The organism is Shewanella sp. 10N.286.51.B7 (genome assembly GCF_002873615.1).
Classification (GTDB): Bacteria; Pseudomonadota; Gammaproteobacteria; order Enterobacterales; family Shewanellaceae; genus Shewanella; species Shewanella electrodiphila.
On sequence record NZ_MCUF01000087.1, the window covers coordinates 75,461 to 96,206 of the forward strand.

A 20,746-nucleotide genomic window follows, 5' to 3' on the forward strand; every position below is an offset into this window, starting at 1 on the left:
TTACACCGCGTCTTTGGATAAATCGCTCAGTTTTATTCTTTTATCAACAGATGAAGGCATGTTAACCCGACATTATCCACAAAATCTGTGGATATCTCTGTTCGAAACTCTGAAACAAGTGTAATTGAAGTAAATTAAACGAGGAAAATAAATTAAAAAACCAAAGATAAACGAACAATTTAAACCTTTAATTTCATAAACTTAAACAATAAGGCATTAGTAAACTATAACTCCACAAAGCAAAAAGAACAATATTTAACCAGTTGACGTGTTTGCCATTTATAGTTTCCATAGCGTTTTAAGTTATACACAAAAAATAAGAACAATATTTTAAAAATAATAAAATAAAGCGATTTTCTGCCATTGACGAACAATTTTATATCCGCTAAGCATGCTTTTAATAAAGTTATTCATCAAATCTGTGGATAACTATGTGTGAAAGGTTAGTGCAAAACGAGAGTAACTTTAGCTTATGGTTAAAAAAACTAACCAATCTCAAAAAAAACTGTTAATTTTCATATCATTATTAAAATCGTTCTTAGTGAATAACTCTCACTAAACAGTGTGAGCGTTTTTTAACCACATACAAATGCTGCGAATAAATAGATAAACAAGTACACTTCATCATCCATTATTTTCAATCTAAAAGACGCTTTATGATGAATAGCCAGCCCAATACCATTGAAGAGTTAATGCAAAGAGCAAACGATATGGCAGGGGTAACGTTAGGCGATGTTGCCATGGAGCATAACACCCCAGTACCCGCTAACCTTAAACGTGATAAGGGTTGGATTGGACAATTAATAGAAATGGAATTAGGCGCAACAGCGGGATCTAAACCCCAGCAAGACTTTTTACACTTGGGTGTAGAGCTAAAAACCATTCCTATCGATAATAATGGACGCCCCATTGAAACAACTTACGTGACCGTAGCCCCACTAACGAATATCCAAGGTCTGACTTGGGAACAAAGTGTTGTTTGTCATAAGTTAAGCCAAGTATTGTGGATCCCTGTAGAAGGTGACAGAAGCATTCCTGTAGGGGAAAGAAGAATTGGTTCACCTGTATTATGGCGACCTAATGCGAATGAAGCACATGCGCTACAGCAAGACTGGGAAGAAATAATGGAATTAATTGCCATGGGTAAAGTTGACAAGGTAACGGCTCGCCATGGAGAGGTATTACAATTGCGTCCAAAAGCTGCCAATAGCAAAGCATTAACAGAATCAATTGCCGAAGATGGCACAGTAAAGCTCTCAAATCCTCGTGGCTTCTATTTAAAGATCAACTTCACCCACCAAATACTAACAAACGCCTTCAACTAAGATCACATAAAGCCAACATAAAAAAAGAAATCAAAACTAATTTAAATACCACTATGACAAGTATGGGAATTTTCTATAAACTAGCCTGTCTTCAAATATCAACGGATTAGATATAAACCAGTGAAAGCACGTCGACAGACGAGAAAACTACTATTTGCAATAGTTGCATGGTGTGCAGCCATGGGCGCATTTGTATTTTTTCGATATTCACAAGCTCCCGAACTGCCACAATGGGCCATAGGAAAATCAGATCTCGCGACTCTGGCTATTTTCATGGGCTTTGTTTTTGGTTGTTTACATTGGATGTCTAATCTCATTGCTGATTTCAGTGCAATCAGTCGCCTCCCCTATATTTTCTCAGTGATATTCAAAGGGTTATTTTTATTGCTTGGTGCAATGACATTAGCTTATGTGACACAGTTTTTGAATATGTGGGCTATTGAGAACCATCTTGTCACTTTACGGCAAATGCTCACTGCGCACATTTTATACAGCCCCTCTTTTCAAGCCTTAGTCATCTACTTAGTGGCTGTTAGAGTAGGCCTAGCATTTGTTGAACAAATGGCGCTGTTAGTCGGCCCTCGCGTATTACTGAATATTGGTTTAGGTAAGTATCACCAACCCCGATACGAACATCGATTATTTCTCTTTGTCGATATGGTTTCATCTACGTCCCATGCAGAAACATTAGGCGATTATCGATTCAGTCGATTAATCCAAGATAGCTTTAGCATGTTAGCGGATACCGTAACCAATAATGATGCTGAGATATATCGCTATATGGGCGATGCAGTATTAATCCATTGGCCACTTGAAGAAGGCATTAAAGAAGATCGCTGTATGAACATTTATTATGAGTTCAGCCAGCAACTTAATTGGCACCGACCTTATTTTGAAGAGCATTACGGCTTTGTCCCTAAGTTCAAAGCTGCGGCCCATTGTGGACAAGTTGTTGCTGCCGTTGTGGGTGTACAAAAACAAGAAATTAGCTTCTTTAGTGACGTGCTTAACACACTTGCTAGACTGCAAGATCAGTGTAATCCGCTCGGTCAACGCATGTTGATTTCAGGTGAAGTTGCTCACCGACTTGCAAGGCATGATAGTCAATTTGATTTAGCCGATCTTGGCGCTATGAAACTCAAAGGCAAACAACACGAGATTGAAGTGTACGGTGTCACACCTAAAAAAGTCCCACCTCCAGCTTAATTCTATGTAAAGAGTTACTTAGCCTATGTAACTCCTCGAACTACAAACCATTTTTCATTTTTACAAATAAAAAAGCCTTGAAACAATGCTTCAAGGCTTAATAATTTCTAGTCACAGAGATTTCAATTAATCATTCTTTTTATCACTTAACAGTGACTCTAGCATTAAGCCTAATGTTCTAAATGTACTGATGCGACTGGTTGTTTGACGCCATACCAAGCCAATATCACGGTAAGGTGCCTCACCCGGTGGGTTCATGATATTCAGTTCAGTATCATTCAAAATACCGGCATCAATCGCCATTTGCGGTAAAAATGTGGTGCCTAGTTTACTGTCGACCATCTGCACTAACGTGTGCAAGCTAGTTGCTGCAAATGGGTTGATTTTAGCACTATTACCTAACTGACAAGCCGTGATGGCATGGCCCGTAATGCAATGCTCACTTTGCAATAAGAAAATACTTTCGTCTGGCATTTTCTGGTAATCAATGGGCGTCATAATGCCATCAGAAAGCTCTTCATGTACCACCATTTTAAAGGGGTCTATCCCTACTTTCATGCTATGAAAACCAGTTGTATCAACAGGTAAAGCTAAAATTAGTAAGTCCAGCTCACCTTTACCCAATGAATCCAATAAGCTTTCAGTGGTGTCTTCTTTTAATAATAAGCTCAGTTGGGGATAATCTTGCTGGCATTGCTTGACCACTCGACTCAGAAGAAATGGCGCAATCGTCGGAATACAACCCAGTCGGATCTCTCCCGTCATTGGCTCACCTTGATTTTTAACTAACTCAACAAGGTCATCGACATCAGTAAGTAGCTTACGTGCTCTTTCTACCACTTCCTCACCAATGGCAGTGAACATAAATGATTTATGATCCCGCTCTATCAGTTGATAACCCAATTGCTCTTCAAGATTTTGAATGCCACTTGATAAAGTCGATTGACTTACAAAACAAGACTTAGCAGCACGATTGAAGTTTTGTTCTTGATGCAAGTTAACCAGATAAAATAAGTTTTTAAGACTTGGCAGGTTTTTCATTTAATCGATTACCCTATTAAGATTTCATTTAAATAATGAATTAACTCACCTGAAATAACAATCTTCAGTACACGATCAACGACTCATAATGAACATTTACTAAAAAATGTCCAAAAAAAAGTCCCTTACGGGACTTTTAACTCAACAAAAACGATTAAGCTTTTGCTTCAAGAAATTCTTTTAATTGCTGTAGATCAGCACTTGCATGCTTAACAATCTCAGCTAACCAAGCGTTATGCTCAGTTTCCCAGCTTGATTCTTCACCGTGCTGTAAAAGTTGTGCAAATTGTTGAATACGCTTTAAACCTACTGAACCAGCAGCACCTTTAAATTTATGCGCTTCTGCACACAAAGTATCTTTATCATTTACTTCATTGGCTTTTACTAAGCTGCCCACATACTCAGGCATTAATTGCTCAAATAATACGACGCTTTTTAATAAAGTACCTGCACCAATAGCACTACAATATTGCTCTAAAGTATTGAGATCCAAGATAGACTCTAGCTGAACTGTGGCCATTGTGGCACCTCTTTCAAATTCATAACTGTAAAATTGGAATTTATAATACTCGCAATAATTGCCTATGCAACAATTCCACGCTTTTCAAGTCTATTTTTAGATAAAAAACTACAAAAAATTAACAAATATTTAAAATCACCCCATATAAAACACTAAGAAATATGCAATACGGTTACTTTTTAAACTGTTACAGAGGGAACATAATGGCCTTGACCACCATTTTCAGCTAAGTTTTTGACAATTGATACCAGGCCATCCCATCTAAATGCGCACCAATCAGGTGCCAGTAACATCGGTTTCTTAGCATAGGCGGTAACACGATGAAATATTATCTCTTTAGGGGTATTTCTTATCAGTTCACTGGCATAATGGGCGTAATCCTCTTGAGACAGTAACGCCATTCCTTTATGGCGCCACGTTTTGGCCATTACACTACCTTCGACTATATGCAAGGGATGTAATTTGATGCCATCAACACCGGTACTGATAACCTGCTGTAAACTATTTAAATAATCTTGATAATCTTCGCTCGGTAACCCCAAAATTAAATGAGCGCATACTTTTATTCCTCTTTCTCGAGCCCGTTTCACAGTATCTCGATAAGCAGAAAAATCATGGCCACGATTTATCTTTTTCAATGTTTCATCATTAGCAGTCTGTAAACCTAACTCTAACCAAACCTCGATGCCTTTATTTTGATAACTCACCAGTAAATCAAGAATATCATCAGGTACGCAGTCAGGGCGTGTCCCAATATGAAGCCCCACGATGTCTGCATCTTTTATTGCTTCATCATATTTCTGCTTTAAAACCTGATATTCATCATAGGTACTTGTGTAAGCCTGAAAGTAAGCTATATATTTAGAGGTAGAAACTGGGGCATTAGCAAGCACCGAACGTTGCTTACCTTGAGAAAGCTGATCTGAGATACTGGCTTCTGTTCCCTGCTCATAACTAAAAGATGAAACATTACAAAAAGTACAGCCACCTTTACCTAATGTACCATCCCGATTTGGACAGGTGAATTTAGCATCAATTGTAAGTTTTCTGATCCTGCCACCGTATTGCTTTTTGCACACAGCGCCGAATGTATTTACGTAATCATCTAAACCCACAATGTGTCCTCGAACTCAAAAAAGTGGCAGATAGTAATCGGCTTAGGAGATTAAAACTTGGTGCTATATCAATAAATGGTTAGATAAATTGATTGATTTATCCACAGGTAAAATTCTGGGTTACAAATTTAGATATCCCTGTGTCAATTTTATTATTCTCAAGTGAATTTATATTCAAATTGACCAAATAGTTAATTAACACTGTACTTGAAAATAAATTCACTATTTATAAAACTAAATCAATTAGACCCAAGTGTTAACGAAAAGTAACAAAACTTTTTAGTGACTTTTAAAATTCTTTTTATTCATAAGGTTATACGAACAAAACCACAGTTTACGTTAACGTCAACAAGCTTTTTTTTAACATTTGTAATTGCAATAACAATTCATTTTGTTGAGTAATTTAAGTTTGACCTTTATTCATTATCGGGCTAATTTGGGTGGTTCGGGTGCATATCTATGAGAACTTCTCCGCATTATCCGAGTCGTATTAAGTTAGGTTTAGGGAGTTTTTGTATGAGCTTATATCATCCCAGCTTTGAGCGGGACAATTGTGGTTTCGGTTTAATAGCCCAAATGGATGGCGATGCTAGCCATCGTATTGTCCGTACCGCTATCCACGGATTAGACAGAATGAAACACCGTGGCGGTATTGCATCGGATGGCCGCACAGGTGATGGCTGTGGACTATTAATGTCGATGCCTAAAGATTTTTTTGCAGCCGTTGCAACAGAAAACGATTGGCATTTAAGCCGCAAGTTTGCAGTGGGTATGTTGTTTCTAAGTCAAGATCCAGTAAAAGCAGAAACATCAAAAGCAATTTTAGAAAAAGAACTCCAACGTGAAACGCTGAGTGTCGCTGGCTGGCGAAAGGTCCCAGTTAATCCAGACGTACTTGGTGAAATAGGCCGTAAAAGTTTACCGCAAATTTATCAGGTACTGATTAATGCGCCAGTAGGCTGGCGAGAAAAAGATTTAGAACGCCGTCTATATATGGCGAGACGTCGTCTTGAGCAACAAATTGTTGATGACAACGATTTTTACGTTGCCAGCTTATCGGGTCAGGTCATTGTCTATAAAGGCTTAATGATGCCTGCGGACTTGCCTTCGTTTTATACTGACCTTGCTGATATTCGTTTAAAAAGTACTATTTGCTTATTCCATCAACGCTTTTCGACTAACACATCGCCTAAATGGCCATTAGCGCAACCGTTTAGATTTTTAGCCCATAACGGTGAAATTAATACCATCACAGGCAACCGTCAGTGGGCACGCGCTCGTGCATACAAGTTTAATTCACCACTTTTACCTGACTTACAACAGGCAGCCCCTTTTGTAAATGAAACAGGTTCAGATTCATCGTCATTAGATAACATGCTAGAAATGCTGTTATCTGGCGGGATGGATCTCTATCGTGCTATGCGCTTGTTGATCCCACCAGCATGGCAAAGTAATCCAGAAATGGATGACGAGTTGAAAGCATTCTACGACTTTAACTCAATGCATATGGAGCCGTGGGACGGCCCTGCCGGCATTGTAATGAGTAATGGCCGTCATGCAGCCTGTGCTGTCGACCGTAACGGTCTACGCCCTTCTCGTTACGTTATAACCAAGGACAGAATCCTAACACTGGCTTCAGAAGTCGGCATTTGGGATTACTCTGCAGATGAAGTGGTTGAGAAAGGTCGTGTTGGCCCTGGCGAGTTATTAGTTTTAGATACCATGAATGGTCGTCTATATTCGTCATTCGAAATCGATAACGATTTAAAGCGCCGTCATCCTTACAAAGAATGGATGGCTAAGAATAGCCGTACATTAGTTCCAGCCAATCAAATTGAATCAGCTCAGCAAGGTGCAAGTAATTTCTCTGCTGACGTATTACTTCAATACCAAAAACAATTTGGTTACAGCCGTGAAGAACTTGAACAAGTTATTTGGGTACTCGCTAGTAAAGGTGAAGAAGCAACAGGCTCCATGGGTGACGATACCCCAATGGCTGTATTGTCTAAAAAATCCCGTTCACTTTATGACTACTTCCGTCAAAAGTTTGCTCAGGTTACTAACCCGCCGATTGATCCGTTACGTGAAAAACACGTAATGTCATTGACCACTTGTGTTGGTCGAGAGCAAAACCTATTTTGTGAAACTACCGGTGTTGCTTATCGCGTGATGTTCGAGTCGCCAGTGCTTTTATTCAGTGACTTCAACCAATTGCTTGGCTTAGATAGCACTTATTATCGTGCTAACACGGTTGATCTTAACTATGACGCCCATGAAGACTTGCAACAAGCGATTGAGCGCATCACTGATGATGCAGAACGCCTAGCAAGAAGTGGCACAACCCTACTGATTTTATCAGACCGCGCAACCGCTAAAAATGTTCAGGTTATTCCTGCTGCTATGGCTGTAGGTGCGGTGCAGCAACGTCTTGTTGATAAAAGTTTGCGTTGTGATACTAACATTATCGTTGAAACCGCTTCAGCACGTGATCCTCATCATTTTGCTGTTTTACTCGGCTTTGGCGCGACGGCTATTTATCCTTATTTAGCTTACGAGTCAATTTCGGCACTGGCGAAGAAAAACCAAGTAGAAGATGACAGCATCTTGATGCTTAACTTCCGTCAAGGCATTGAAAAAGGCTTGCGTAAGATCATGTCTAAGATGGGCATCAGCACCGTTGGTTCTTACCGTTGTAGCCAACAATTTGAAGCAGTGGGTCTATCGTCAGATGTGATTGAACTTTGCTTTAAAGGTGTTATTAGCCGTATCGAAGGTGCGAGCTTTGAACATCTAGCTGCCGATCAAAAGAAACTTCATACCGCTGCATATCGTGCCCATATGCCATTACCGCAAGGTGGTTTATTGAAGTATGTTGAAGGTGGTGAATATCACAGCTTCAACCCTGATGTAGTCAATACACTACAACAGAGCCTAAAAGATCAAGACTATCCAAAATACAAAAAATTTGCCGCGTTAGTCGATGACCGACCTATTGCGACATTACGTGATTTAATTGGCGTTAAAGGGACTAACCAAGCCATTGAAGAGTCACAAGTCGAAGTAGCAGAAAACCTATTCCCGCGTTTCGATAGTGCAGCAATGAGTATCGGTGCATTAAGCCCAGAAGCTCATGAAGCACTTGCTGTTGCGATGAACCGTATTGGTGGTCGCTCAAACTCTGGTGAAGGTGGTGAAGATGCCAGTCGCTTTAATAGCGAGCGCAATTCAGCCATTAAACAGATTGCATCAGGCCGCTTTGGTGTTACCGCTCATTACTTAGTTAATGCTGACGTATTGCAAATTAAAGTAGCCCAAGGTGCTAAGCCGGGTGAAGGTGGTCAATTACCAGGTCATAAAGTCAGTGTTGAAATTGCAGGTTTACGTCATGCACGTCCTGGCGTTACTTTGATTTCACCGCCACCGCATCACGATATTTATTCAATTGAAGATTTAGCTCAGCTGATTTTCGATTTGAAACAAATTAACCCTAAAGCGCTCGTGTCGGTGAAACTCGTTTCAGAGCCTGGTGTCGGCACCATTGCTACAGGTGTCGCAAAAGCCTATGCCGATATGATCACCATTTCTGGTTATGACGGTGGTACTGGCGCAAGTCCAGTCACTTCAGTTAAGTATGCTGGTTCTCCATGGGAATTAGGTCTTGCAGAAGTGCATCAATCATTGGTTGAAAATGGCTTGCGTCATAAAATTCGCTTACAGGTTGATGGCGGTTTAAAAACAGGCTTAGACATTGTTAAAGCTGCTTTGTTAGGTGCTGAAAGCTTTGGTTTTGGTACCGTGCCTATGATTGCGTTAGGGTGTAAATATTTACGTATTTGTCACTTAAACAACTGTGCAACCGGTGTAGCCACTCAAGATAAAAACTTACGTGATAAGCATTACCATGGCTTACCTGAGCGAGTGATTACTTACTTTGAGTTTGTAGCACAAGAAGTCCGTGAATGGATGGCAAGCCTTGGTGTGGCTAAATTTGAAGACTTAGTCGGTCGCACTGATTGGCTCTATGCTCTTGAAGGCCAAACAGCCAAACAACTTGGGTTAGATTTAGCGCCTATTTTATATCAGCCTAAAGTAGCGGAAGGCAGCGCAATTACCTGGAAAGAGTTAAATCCACCATCAGATAAAGGTGAACTTAACTTACAAATTGTCACTGACGCTGCTCAAGCAATCCTTGAAGGCAAAGCGTTCAGCAAGCAATACGCAATTAATAACACTAACCGCTCAATCGGTGCTGCGCTTTCTGGTTACATTGCTACCAATATCGGTGTCAAAGGTGCTAAAGAGCCAATTTCGCTACAGTTCAACGGTAGTGCAGGTCAAAGCTTTGGTGTGTGGAACAGCCCAGGTCTTGAGATGAATCTGGTTGGCGATGCGAACGATTACGTCGGTAAAGGCATGTCTGGCGGTAAGATTGTTATCAATCCACCTGTCGGTAGCCCTTTCCAAAGTGAACAAAGTGCCATTATGGGTAATACCTGTTTATACGGTGCAACGGGTGGACGCGTATATGCTGCAGGTCAAGCCGGTGAACGTTTTGGTGTACGTAACTCTGGTGCTATCGCTGTTGTTGAAGGTGTGGGTGATAACGGTTGTGAATACATGACCGGCGGTATTGTTGTTGTACTTGGCCAAACAGGTGTGAACTTTGGCGCAGGTATGACTGGTGGCTTTGCTTACATTTTTGACAGATTTAATCACTTTAGTCGCCGCGTAAATACGGAACTTGTTGATACGCAAAAATTAGAATCAAAAATTCAGCAACAGCATCTTAAAGAGCTGATTGAAGCACATGTTGAAGCCACAGGCAGTGAACATGCCAAGATGATCCTAAGTGATTTTGAAAACTGGTTAGACTGTTTTGTATTAGTTAAGCCTAAGAATATTGCCGTTGCCGACTTGCTTAAAATTGAGCAAAAAAGCCCGGAATTAGCTGTGAAGGCGGGGTAATTTAAATGAGTAATGATTTTCAATTTATCGAGGTGGATCGTAAAGATCCGACTAAGCACTCGGCCAAAGAGCGTTCGACACAGTTTATCGAAATTTATCAGCCTTTCTCTCAGCCACAAGTGGCAGAGCAAGCAGACCGCTGTTTAGATTGTGGTAACCCTTATTGTGAGTGGAAATGCCCACTGCACAATTATATTCCAAATTGGTTAAAGCTTGCAGAGCAGGGTCGTATTCTTGAAGCTGCTGATTTAGTTCATGAGACAAATACGCTACCAGAAATTTGTGGCCGTGTTTGTCCACAAGACCGTCTTTGTGAAGGTGCTTGTACCCTCAATGACGACTTTGGCGCAGTTACTATTGGAAATGTTGAAAAATACATTACTGATACCGCTATTAGCCAAGGATGGCGACCAGACATGAGCACGGTAACTCCTCGTAAAGAGCGCGTTGCGATTATTGGTGCGGGTCCAGCTGGTTTAGGTTGTGCGGATATTCTTAGCCGAAATGGTGTTAAAGCCGTGGTTTATGATAAGTACCCACAGATTGGTGGTTTACTGACATACGGTATTCCTTCATTCAAGCTTGATAAAGACGTTATGCAAACCAGACGTAATGTCCTCGAAGGAATGGGAATTGAATTTAAAATGGGTGTCACTGTTGGTAAAGACATCCCATTTAAAACCCTGCTTGATGAATACGATGCCGTGTTCTTAGGTATGGGAACATACACAGCAATGAAAGCGCGTCTGCCAGGTGAAGACAGTCAAGGTGTGATTCAAGCATTACCATATTTGATTGGTAATACCCATGAATTGATGGGCACACAAAGTCCAGACAACCCATATTTAAGCCTTGAAGGCAAAAATGTAGTGGTATTGGGTGGTGGTGATACTGCGATGGATTGTGTGCGTACAGCAGTCAGACAAGGCGCTAAAAATGTCACTTGTGCATACCGTCGTGATGAAGCCAACATGCCAGGTTCTCGCCGTGAAGTGCAAAATGCACGCGAAGAAGGGGTTAACTTCTTATTTAATCGCCAACCTGTAGCGATTAAAGAACAAGATGGTGTTGTAACTGGGATTGAATGCGTTGAAACCCAAATGGGTGAAGCGGATGAGTCTGGCCGTAAAAAAGCTGAAGTCATTCCAGGAAGTGAGCAAATTCTTGAAGCTGATGCCATCATCATTGCGTTTGGTTTCCAAGCAAGCCCAGCTGCTTGGTTCAATGATTTTGGCATTGAAACCAACGAATGGGGTTTAGTAAAAGCCAGTAAGTTTGATGACAATCCATTTCAAACGACAAACCCGAAAGTGTTTGCTGGTGGTGATATGGTGCGCGGTTCAGACCTTGTTGTTACCGCTATTGCTGAAGGCCGTGATGCAGCACAAGGGATTTTAAACTCTTTTGAAGATGCCTAACTTTAGCTGAATAGGTTTAGGCTATTAAATAAGTCATAAAAGCGCATTGAAAAATGCGCTTTTTTTATCGATAAAATTTATATCGCTCCCAGTTCTACTTTCCCCATCTATGCTATATTAGCCGCCATATTTACCGCTAAGTGTCTGTTTGCCAGCTAGGCGTTATTCAAACAGCTCTACTTCGCTATATTAATGCCAATAATTAACTAATTGGCTTACAAAAATGAGAATCAGTTTATGAAAATCGCTATCATCGGTGCAATGGAACCTGAAGTTGCTCACTTAATTGAAACAATGACTAACCCTGTACATTCAACCGTTGCAGGTATTGAATTTGTTGAAGGTCAATTATCAGGTCAAGATGTTGTAGTGACACGTTCTGGGATTGGTAAAGTCGCTGCAAGTATTGCAACAACGCTAGTTATCAATAACTTCAATGTTAACGCTGTTATCAATACTGGCTCAGCTGGCGGATTTGTTGATAGCTTAAGTATCGGTGACATTGTGATTTCATCAGAAGTACGTCACCACGATGTCGACGTTACCGCTTTTGGTTACGAAATCGGTCAAATGGCTTCTCAGCCAGCTGCTTTCATCCCTGATGCAAAACTAGTTGAAGCTGCAAAAGCTGCGATTTCATCTTTAGGCGAAGCACAGGTGATTGAAGGGTTAATTGCTACTGGTGATAGCTTCATTTGCGATCCTGAGCGTACAAAAATCATGTTAAACAACTTCCCTACAATGGCGGCCTGTGAAATGGAAGCTGCTGCAATTGCGCAAGTATGTCACCAGTTTGAGGTTCCTTTTGTGGTTATCCGATCGCTTTCAGATAATGCCAACAATGACTCTGCAGTCGACTTTGATACTTACATTGTTAAAGCAGGTCACTATTCTGCACTCATGGTCATTGCGTTATTAAAACAGCTATAATCCGGTTATCGGCTGATTAAACGCATTACTTTGCTCAAAACAGAATGCACAGTGCAGTAAAAACAATGGGATGGTCACACTAAATTGATTGATAGCACCTTTTACGAAGAGTTAATTCGAATAGATGGCAACTTACTACAAAGTTGCTTGGTGCTATTTATGGCGTTATTTATTTCACGAGTTGCGCCTATTTCTAGGAAGTATCATCCGGTTGTTTTGTTTCATCAGTTGGCTAATTTACTTAGCCAAAAAGTCAATCACCCACAACGTAGCCCTAAGCAGCAAGTAACAGCGGGTCTGCTGGCAAGTATGTTGTTAGTGGTACCAATCTGGTTTACGATTTACTTTATTCTTTCCTTAGCTGCTTACCCTTGGTTTTTCGATTGTATTCTGTTGTATTTCTGCATCAGCGACGCTGGATTTAAACCCGTGGCGAAAGATGTCATTAGCGCACTTGAACATGGTCAAAAGGCCACTGCTAAAGCAGACTTAGCGCCTTGGTTTGCGCAACAAACCCGTTCGTTATCAGAAATCGGTATTGCAAAAGCCACCATAGAAAGACTACTTATTTCGCCAAGCTATGGCACCGTCGCCACTATATTATTTTATGCCATTGGTGGCACACCACTCGTATTGTTACTGCACCTCATTAAACAACTTGAGCATTGCTGGCCAAACTATGTCCCTCAGTACCGATTTTTTAGCGCAGCAATATATCTTTTCAACCGAATTATTTATGCTGTGCCAACGATGTTATGGAACCTCACTTTAGTGCTTCAAGGCGGTTTTAAAAATATCTCGTCACTAATAAACCAGCCTAGTCATACTGGTGGTATATACGGTTATTCAAGTTTATATATCGGCAGTAGAATTTTAGAAGTGGAACTAGGCGGCCCGCAAAAGTTTGTCTTCAACCAACAAGAGCAGCGGGTTGATGTAAGTAAAATCAACCCTTCAAGAATGCCTGAGGTCAGTGATATCAAAAATGCCATTAGCTTAACCTCATGGGCAGTCACTTTTTGGATTTCATTTACCATCGCCATTCCTATGTTATGGACTGGATTAAGATGGGTACAAGCAATGTGATTTTATTTATAAAAGCGTTATTATATTTAGCTAAATGATTTATCCCGTTCCATTTGAGGCAAAACGTCTTGTTAGATAACATCCAAATATCGTTAACAACCCCCGGTTTATTATTCCCTGCCATTTCATTATTGTTACTGGCCTACACCAACCGTTTTTTTTCGTTAGCGGCGTTAATTAGAAACTTAAGTGCTTCGGGAAAACCTGTCGATAACGAACAAATTAAAAATCTCAGACAACGAATTAGCATCATTAGAAGGATGCAAGAAGCGGGTGTTGTCAGCTTTGCTATCTGTGTCATAAGCATGATATTTATCTATTTAGGCTTTTTCCATACAGGCTCGATTGTTTTCGGTCTCAGCTTACTCTTTTTACTGTATTCACTTATTTTATCGGTTATAGAAATTAGAATATCTGTCGATGCGCTCAACATTCATATCAAAGAATTAAGCTGCCAGCAGCATTGTAAAAATACACTTATCGAAAGCAAGTCACATACCCAAGAGCCATCTGATGATTAATTTTGAATGGATTTACTTCTTTGACCTTTGCGGTACTGCTGTATTTGCGCTTTCAGGCGCCATCGCTGCAGGAAAACACCGCATGGACCCATTTGGTGTCATCGTGCTTGCTTCGGTTACCGCTATTGGCGGCGGCAGTATTCGTGATGCCCTTACTGGCGCGACACCGGTATTTTGGATAAGTGATCCTAATTACGTTATCGTAATTCTAGCGACCGTGTTGGCTTGTTTTATATTGGTCAGAAAACCGCACAAATTACCCCAATTAACTCTCCCCATTGCGGATGCTTTTGGTCTAGCATTATTCACAGTCATCGGAGCAGAAAAAGCGTTAATGATGGGGTTATCTGGTATGTCAGCTGTTATTATGGGGCTGATTACGGGTGTTGGAGGCGGTATTATTCGTGATTTACTCTGCCGCCAAGTTCCTATGGTGTTGCGTACAGAAATTTATGCAACGGCCTCAATCGTTGGTGGTATTTGTTATACCTTAAGTATTGAAGTAGGAATGGATAAGACCAGTGCCTTATTCTTTGCTATGTTCAGTACCTTAATTATTCGCCTAAGTGCAATACGTTGGCATTTGTCGTTGCCTGCATTTGATTTAAAAAGTAAGAGGCCCTAAGTGCGAATTGTTGGTTTGTTATGTGGTATTTTTTGTGGTTTATATAGCTTAACCAGTCATGCTATTGTGGGTGAAATGCCTAAAGAGCAACAAATGGCAGTCCGGTATATGCAAGCGCTAACCGATCATGATTATCGCGCGCTTAGAAGCTTTTACAACCGTGATAGTGTTTTTTATGATAAAACAGCCAATGTCACCTATAAAGGTGGCAGGCATATTATTGATTTTTTCGAACGGGCCCATGAAGGTGTACTCGAATACAAGTTCAATATTGAGCACATGTTTAACACAGGTTCATTAGTGGTGATGATTGGTAACTATCATCTTCGCGGGCCTGGTGAGCAATTTGGTAAACCGGGTAAAATTATTGAAATCGCCATACCGGGTGTAACCACTCTAAAATTTGATATGAATACCGACAGAATGACTGAACAAGTCGATTTAATGGATTACCAAACCATGTCGGATCAACTGCAAACTCAATAAATAGACCTAAGACTTGTCAGCACTATTCGACAAGCCTCCCAAAAGTAGCAATAAGTAATAAGCAGTACCCAAACAAAAAAACGACTCAAATGAGTCGTTTTTATTTAACCGCAATCAATGTTTAATGATGCGATTTAAACCAAACTGATTTAAACCAAAGTGATCTTAGCAAACTTACGTTTACCCACTTGGAAGATAGCCGTTAAACCCGCTTCAAACACTTGACGCGTATCAGCTAGTTTTTCACCATCCATCTTCACAGCGCCTTGCTTAACCATACGCATGCCATCTGAAGTTGAGCCCACTAAACCTGCACTTTTAAGCAAGTTAGCAATCGCTATACCTTCTTCACCAGCTGCAATGTCCATTTCTTCAATATCATCAGGCATCGCCCCTTTCTGGAAACGATTAATGAATTCTTGATGAGCTGCTTCAGCTTGTTCTTGGTCATGGAATCTTGCGATGATTTCTTTAGCCAGGGCAATTTTCACATCACGCGGGTTTTGGCCGTTAGCAATGTCTTCTTTAAATTGGGCAATTTCAGCTAATGGACGGAATGAAAGCAACTCGAAGTAGCTCCACATTAGGTCATCTGAAATAGACATGATTTTACCGAACATTTCGTTAGCTGGCTCACTCACACCAATATAGTTATGAGCTGACTTAGACATCTTCTTAACGCCATCTAAGCCGACTAATAAAGGCATCATGATCACTGTTTGCGGCTTTTGACCTTCAGCTTTTTGTAACTCACGGCCCATTAGCAAATTGAACTTTTGATCCGTTCCACCTAACTCTACATCGGCTTTCAATGCTACTGAATCATAGCCTTGTAACAGTGGGTACATGAATTCGTGAATGGCAATCGCCTGCCCTGATGCATAACGCTTTTTAAAATCATCACGCTCCATCATACGAGCAACAGTTTGCTTTGAACCTAAACGGATCATCCCAGCTGCACCTAATGGCTCTAACCAACTTGAGTTAAATTCGATGCGCGTTTTAGCGGGGTCTAGAATTTTAAAAACCTGCTCTTTATAGGTTTCAGCGTTAGCAAGTACATCTTCGCGTGTTAACGGTGGACGAGTGCTATTTTTACCACTTGGATCGCCGACCATACCAGTGAAGTCGCCAATCAAGAAAATCACTTCGTGACCGAGCTCTTGAAACGCACGCAGCTTATTTAAAATGACCGTATGGCCTAAATGAATATCTGGAGCGGTTGGATCTGCACCTAGTTTGATTCTTAAAGGACGTCCCTCTTTAAGTTTTTCTAGCAGATCTGACTCGAGTAATATCTCGTCGGTACCACGTTTAATTTCTGCTAACACTTGGTCTAAATCAGCCATTTCGGCACCTACTCCTGCAGCTTTGATAAAAAAATAAGAGGCCTATATTACTTGTTAGCCACGCTAATTGAAAGTGTGTACACTAAGGGGATTACAACGAAAAAGAGAAACTGGTACATAGGTCGATGGCAAAGCTAATCACTTTATTCAAATTACTGCCAAAAGTGCATCAAATAGCACTGAGTTTATTAGTTATTTTCACGGTAATTATCGTGTTATTCCCCTCTGATGACGCTAAAGCATCCAAGCAAACTACCGGTGGTACTGTCGATATTTCTGACCGTCTTGGCTTACAGCAAGATAACGATGATGAAAACGCTGAAACCAGCTCAAGAAATAAGCAATCCGAGTACTCGGTGCCGTTAGCTTTTAGAACACCAACGCCCCCGAACGAAAATAGTCTTCCGTCGAGTCAATCGACGCAAAAACAACAATCTCTCGCACCGTCAAAAGATAGCAGCCCTATTGCTAACTTAGATCCATTATCGACTTCTGATAATAACTTATTATCCCATAATGACGATGTTGAAAATGCTGTGCCTTACCGCGAAGCCGACCTACTGTCACACAAGTCATTTAAAGTGTCTAAAGGTGATACTTTTGGTGGCTTAGCCAATCGTGCAGGCTTAAGCCCACGAGATGTTTATCAAATAACCCGTCTGCCAAAATCGAAAAAGAACTTACTTAAGATCATGCCAGGCGAAGAAATCATAGTCACAAAAGATGCCCAGGATGAAATAACGCAAATCAGTTATCAAATGGACAAGATTTCAACCCTGTTAATCAGTAAAAATAAAGATAAATTTGAAGAAAAAGTGAATGTGAAAACCATCACCTTAGAGAATAAATTTATCACCGCCAATATCAGTAGTAATTTTTGGAATGCTGCAGCGACAGCAGGTTTGTCAGCTAACCACATTATGCAACTGGCTAATATCTTTGGCTGGGACATCGATTTTGCATTAGACATTCGCAAGGATGACCATTTCTCATTAATGTTTGAGGAAGAGTTTGTTGATGGTCAATTCATTGGCACGGGTAATATTTTAGCCGCGGAGTTTTATAATCAAGGCGAGCGCTATACCGCAGTGCGCTATACCGACGGTGAATATTATTCAGAATCTGGTAATAGTATGCGTAAAGCTTTTTTACGCTCGCCAGTTGATTTTAAATATGTCAGCTCAAGCTTTAACCCTAGACGTTTACACCCTGTAACAGGACAAGTCAGAGCCCATAGAGGCGTGGATTATGTTGCCGCGATAGGTACACCCATTAAAGCGGCTGGCCGGGGTAAAATCGTTGAAGCCAGCTACAATAAATACAATGGTAACTATGTCTTCATTAAGCATAATGACACCTACACCACTAAGTACTTACATTTAAACAAACGCAAAGTTAAACGCGGTGACACGGTTAAACAAGGCGAGATTATCGGAACGTTGGGCAAAACAGGCCGAGTCACTGGCGCTCATTTGCATTACGAGTTCATTGTGAATGGCGTACACCGTAATCCTAGAACGATTAAATTACCCAAATCTCAACCGATTGATAAAAAAGAGAAGAGCCAATTTGCGGTTTTGAGTAAACAACTTATGGCAAAAATCGAGCAAAATAAACAGCGCCATTACGCCAGTACAAACAACTCATTTGAATAGCTGATTTGGGGCCCTGATTTAGGGCATTGAGTGGGAGTCACTTATATTTATTACAACTAAGACTCACCAGCGTTAGCGGCTACTGTTAACCGCAATGAGCATGTCAGTTTACCTGTTATAATTAGACAATCCTGCCGTACAGTTCAATTTAGGTTTACGGCAGTTAAGTACACTGTAATACGGAACTAGACAAAATCAATAAAACTCAATACTGAGCTTATTAGACTCTTGAGCAAAAAAACATTTACTCTCCACTTTCCCTTAATTTGAGCTATTCACTATGACAATATCCCATCATCAACCTCAGTATTTCATCGGTTTAATGTCAGGGACCAGTATGGATGGTGTCGATGCTGTGTTAGTGGACTTCTCTGATAACAAAAGCCACCTTATTGCCAGTCATAGTATTGAAATACCTGAACACCTTTTAATACAACTACACCGTTTATGTACTCCTAATACTGATGAAATTAATATTATGGGACGCATGGATAGAGCGATGGGACTTTTGTTTGCCCAGGCTGTTAATGAGCTATTAGCCAAAACAGCACTTGATAAAACAGACATTATTGCAATCGGTAGCCATGGACAAACCATCAGGCACATGCCAAACCTTGAACATGGCTTTACCCTCCAAATTGGTGACCCAGAAACCATCGCTGTTGAAACAGGGATTAATGTGATTGCGGATTTTCGCAGAAAAGATCTCGCTTTAGGTGGACAAGGTGCCCCATTAGTCCCAGCATTTCATCAAGCTATGTTTGCTAGAAATAACTATCCAAGAGTCATCCTGAATATTGGTGGTATTGCTAATATCACTTACCTGCCTGGCGACAGTGATCAAGTTATTGGTTTTGACACAGGTCCTGGAAACACCTTGATGGATGCATTCATTCTACAAGAGCAACTACTTCCATTTGATGAATCAGGCCAATGGGCCGCATCAGGCACCACTGATAATGATTTCCTTCAACATTTATTGTCACACCCATACTTTGCTATGGCTTACCCTAAAAGCACAGGTAGAGAACTATTTAACCAAGCATGGTTAGAACAACAAAAAGCCAATTTTTCTCACTTAAGTCTTGCTGATATTCAATCGACGTTATTGGACTTAACTTGCCATAGCATTGCTAACGATATAAATCGTTTAACTGACTCAGGCAGTGTATTTGTTTGCGGTGGTGGAGCGTTAAATAAAACCTTAATGCAACGTTTAAACTTACTATTACCCAATCTTGCACTTTCAACCACATCTGCAATCGGCATGGATCCAAAGTGGGTAGAAGGCATTGCATTTGCTTGGTTAGCGATGCGCAATCACCATGGTTTAAGTGGTAACCTGCCTGTAGTGACGGGTGCAAGTCGATTTGCGGTGCTAGGTAGTTTTTATCAAGCCAACTAGCTCTTCTTTAAGCACCACATTTATTTTATTAACAATGCCCATTGGAGCGAAAAATCTTTCGCTCCATATCAAAGGCTCAACCCAATATTCTCTCGATGAGTCCCCTCTTTAAATGTCTGTTAGCGCTTGATATCTCATATTCTGTTTCAAACTATATAAAATTCATATAAGCATCATTGAATTTATAGGCTTTTACTGCTTAACTTTTGCTAGATGAATCACTAGTAAAGAAAAACTGGCAGAGAAAAACTGATAAGGAAACCAATAGGCTCCTTAACAAAGGGACTTATCAGCTAACAGCATCATTTCTCGCGTCAGTTGCAATCAACACAGTTATTAATAAATGGACTTAATCATCTTCAATTTAATAAGGACAGTTAAATGACCATCCAGCAAAAAATGTTAGCAGAATTTATCGGCACTATGTGGCTTGTACTTGGCGGGTGTGGCAGCGCTGTGTTAGCCGCTGCTTTCCCTGAAGTGGGCATTGGTTTACTTGGTGTTTCACTCGCATTCGGTTTAACCGTACTCACAATGGCATTTGCCATCGGCCATATCTCAGGTTGCCACTTGAATCCTGCGGTATCGTTTGGTCTATGGGCTGGCGGACGCTTTCCAACAGCGGAATTAGCCCCTTACATTGCTGCCCAAGTTACAGGTGGTGTGGCTGGAGCCGCTGTGCTATTTCTCATAGCTAACGGCCAAGACGGATTCAGTTTAGCTGGCGGGTTTGCATCAAATGGCTTTGCAGAGCACTCTCCTGGTGGCTACAGCATGATGTCAGTGTTAATTACGGAAATCGTGATGACAATGTTCTTTTTACTGATCATTCTTGGCGCAACAGACTCACGTGCACCAGCAGGCTTTGCCCCAATTGCCATAGGTTTAGGCTTAACTTTAATTCATTTAATCAGTATTCCAGTTTCTAACACCTCAGTTAACCCGGCTAGAAGTACTGGACCTGCACTATTTGTCGGTGATTGGGCTTTATCGCAATTATGGCTATTTTGGGTTGCTCCCATTGCTGGCGCAATATTGGCAGGCATGATTTACCGATTTTTTGACAAACCAGCTGAGAACTAATCAAAGCAGAATGATT

General features: G+C 40.8%; 15 protein-coding genes and 1 pseudogene. 12 read left to right on the forward strand and 4 right to left on the reverse strand.

What is annotated here, in order from left to right; translation table 11 throughout:
• The first annotated feature begins 656 nt into the window (after positions 1 to 656).
• Positions 657 to 1,325, forward strand: coding sequence for a DNA mismatch repair endonuclease MutH (mutH, locus tag BCU84_RS19495; RefSeq protein ID WP_102529709.1), 669 nt, complete (start codon positions 657 to 659; stop codon positions 1,323 to 1,325).
• A 120-nt stretch (positions 1,326 to 1,445) separates the two neighbouring features.
• Entirely contained in the window at positions 1,446 to 2,531 is a 1,086-nt protein-coding gene (locus BCU84_RS19500) for an adenylate/guanylate cyclase domain-containing protein (protein WP_102529710.1), read from the forward strand.
• A gap of 126 nt (positions 2,532 to 2,657) precedes the next feature.
• Here BCU84_RS19500 and oxyR read toward each other — a convergent pair whose 3' ends face one another.
• The 3 genes from oxyR to BCU84_RS19515 all read right to left on the reverse strand — a co-directional run bounded on the left by oxyR (position 2,658) and on the right by BCU84_RS19515 (position 5,207).
• A complete protein-coding gene (gene oxyR / locus BCU84_RS19505) occupies positions 2,658 to 3,572 on the reverse strand; it encodes a hydrogen peroxide-inducible genes transcriptional activator OxyR (RefSeq protein ID WP_102529711.1) in 915 nt (304 codons plus the stop codon).
• A gap of 154 nt (positions 3,573 to 3,726) precedes the next feature.
• Entirely contained in the window at positions 3,727 to 4,092 is a 366-nt protein-coding gene (locus BCU84_RS19510; RefSeq protein ID WP_102529712.1) for an Hpt domain-containing protein, read from the reverse strand.
• A 179-nt stretch (positions 4,093 to 4,271) separates the two neighbouring features.
• Complete coding sequence (locus BCU84_RS19515; protein ID WP_102529713.1) at positions 4,272 to 5,207, reverse strand: TIGR01212 family radical SAM protein; 936 nt, start codon at positions 5,205 to 5,207, stop codon at positions 4,272 to 4,274.
• 516 nt (positions 5,208 to 5,723) lie between these two features.
• On the opposite strand from BCU84_RS19515, the gene gltB reads away from it, so the two are divergent.
• The 7 genes and pseudogenes from gltB (at position 5,724) to BCU84_RS19550 (ending at position 15,238) form a co-directional block, all read left to right on the forward strand.
• Entirely contained in the window at positions 5,724 to 10,172 is a 4,449-nt protein-coding gene (gene gltB / locus BCU84_RS19520; RefSeq protein ID WP_102529714.1) for a glutamate synthase large subunit, read from the forward strand.
• Positions 10,173 to 10,177: 5 nt separating this feature from the next.
• The gene (locus BCU84_RS19525) at positions 10,178 to 11,590 is read left to right on the forward strand and encodes an FAD-dependent oxidoreductase (RefSeq protein WP_102529715.1); all 1,413 of its coding nucleotides are present in this window, start codon (positions 10,178 to 10,180) and stop codon (positions 11,588 to 11,590) included.
• Between the two features lie 237 nt (positions 11,591 to 11,827).
• Positions 11,828 to 12,520: a 5'-methylthioadenosine/adenosylhomocysteine nucleosidase gene (locus tag BCU84_RS19530; RefSeq protein WP_102529716.1), complete on the forward strand. Its 693-nt coding sequence runs from the start codon at positions 11,828 to 11,830 to the stop codon at positions 12,518 to 12,520.
• An 84-nt stretch (positions 12,521 to 12,604) separates the two neighbouring features.
• Entirely contained in the window at positions 12,605 to 13,606 is a 1,002-nt protein-coding gene (locus tag BCU84_RS19535) for a cobalamin biosynthesis protein (protein ID WP_133146666.1), read from the forward strand.
• 80 nt (positions 13,607 to 13,686) lie between these two features.
• Positions 13,687 to 14,058, forward strand: a pseudogene (locus BCU84_RS19540) (DUF2721 domain-containing protein); the annotation flags it as partial.
• Positions 14,059 to 14,119: 61 nt separating this feature from the next.
• A complete protein-coding gene (locus tag BCU84_RS19545) occupies positions 14,120 to 14,752 on the forward strand; it encodes a trimeric intracellular cation channel family protein (RefSeq protein WP_198589622.1) in 633 nt (210 codons plus the stop codon).
• Positions 14,753 to 14,827: 75 nt separating this feature from the next.
• Positions 14,828 to 15,238 carry a nuclear transport factor 2 family protein gene (locus tag BCU84_RS19550; protein ID WP_102529791.1) on the forward strand — a complete coding sequence of 137 codons (411 nt, stop codon included), beginning with the start codon at positions 14,828 to 14,830 and terminating at the stop codon, positions 15,236 to 15,238.
• A 149-nt stretch (positions 15,239 to 15,387) separates the two neighbouring features.
• Here BCU84_RS19550 and tyrS read toward each other — a convergent pair whose 3' ends face one another.
• Positions 15,388 to 16,587 carry a tyrosine--tRNA ligase gene (gene tyrS, locus BCU84_RS19555; protein WP_102529718.1) on the reverse strand — a complete coding sequence of 400 codons (1,200 nt, stop codon included), beginning with the start codon at positions 16,585 to 16,587 and terminating at the stop codon, positions 15,388 to 15,390.
• A 125-nt stretch (positions 16,588 to 16,712) separates the two neighbouring features.
• Between tyrS and BCU84_RS19560 the strand changes: the two genes are divergently transcribed.
• The 3 genes from BCU84_RS19560 to aqpZ all read left to right on the forward strand — a co-directional run bounded on the left by BCU84_RS19560 (position 16,713) and on the right by aqpZ (position 20,730).
• Complete coding sequence (locus BCU84_RS19560) at positions 16,713 to 18,242, forward strand: peptidoglycan DD-metalloendopeptidase family protein (RefSeq protein WP_102529719.1); 1,530 nt, start codon at positions 16,713 to 16,715, stop codon at positions 18,240 to 18,242.
• Between the two features lie 280 nt (positions 18,243 to 18,522).
• Positions 18,523 to 19,647, forward strand: a complete 1,125-nt coding sequence (locus tag BCU84_RS19565) for an anhydro-N-acetylmuramic acid kinase (RefSeq protein ID WP_102529720.1) — start codon at positions 18,523 to 18,525, stop codon at positions 19,645 to 19,647.
• A gap of 381 nt (positions 19,648 to 20,028) precedes the next feature.
• Positions 20,029 to 20,730 carry an aquaporin Z gene (aqpZ, locus tag BCU84_RS19570; protein ID WP_102529721.1) on the forward strand — a complete coding sequence of 234 codons (702 nt, stop codon included), beginning with the start codon at positions 20,029 to 20,031 and terminating at the stop codon, positions 20,728 to 20,730.
• Positions 20,731 to 20,746 lie beyond the last annotated feature (16 nt).

Excerpts from the sequence above, each read along its gene's own strand:
- BCU84_RS19525 (WP_102529715.1), top strand. The coding sequence starts at position 10,178 with ATGAGTAATGATTTTCAATTTATCGAGGTGGATCGTAAAGATCCGACT.
- BCU84_RS19530 (WP_102529716.1), top strand. The coding sequence starts at position 11,828 with ATGAAAATCGCTATCATCGGTGCAATGGAACCTGAAGTTGCTCACTTA.
- BCU84_RS19560 (WP_102529719.1), top strand. The coding sequence starts at position 16,713 with ATGGCAAAGCTAATCACTTTATTCAAATTACTGCCAAAAGTGCATCAA.
- BCU84_RS19565 (WP_102529720.1), top strand. The coding sequence starts at position 18,523 with ATGACAATATCCCATCATCAACCTCAGTATTTCATCGGTTTAATGTCA.
- tyrS (WP_102529718.1), bottom strand. The coding sequence starts at position 16,587 with ATGGCTGATTTAGACCAAGTGTTAGCAGAAATTAAACGTGGTACCGAC.
- mutH (WP_102529709.1), top strand. The coding sequence starts at position 657 with ATGATGAATAGCCAGCCCAATACCATTGAAGAGTTAATGCAAAGAGCA.
- aqpZ (WP_102529721.1), top strand. The coding sequence starts at position 20,029 with ATGACCATCCAGCAAAAAATGTTAGCAGAATTTATCGGCACTATGTGG.
- BCU84_RS19510 (WP_102529712.1), bottom strand. The coding sequence starts at position 4,092 with ATGGCCACAGTTCAGCTAGAGTCTATCTTGGATCTCAATACTTTAGAG.
- BCU84_RS19550 (WP_102529791.1), top strand. The coding sequence starts at position 14,828 with ATGCCTAAAGAGCAACAAATGGCAGTCCGGTATATGCAAGCGCTAACC.
- BCU84_RS19545 (WP_198589622.1), top strand. The coding sequence starts at position 14,120 with ATGATTAATTTTGAATGGATTTACTTCTTTGACCTTTGCGGTACTGCT.
- gltB (WP_102529714.1), top strand. The coding sequence starts at position 5,724 with ATGAGCTTATATCATCCCAGCTTTGAGCGGGACAATTGTGGTTTCGGT.
- oxyR (WP_102529711.1), bottom strand. The coding sequence starts at position 3,572 with ATGAAAAACCTGCCAAGTCTTAAAAACTTATTTTATCTGGTTAACTTG.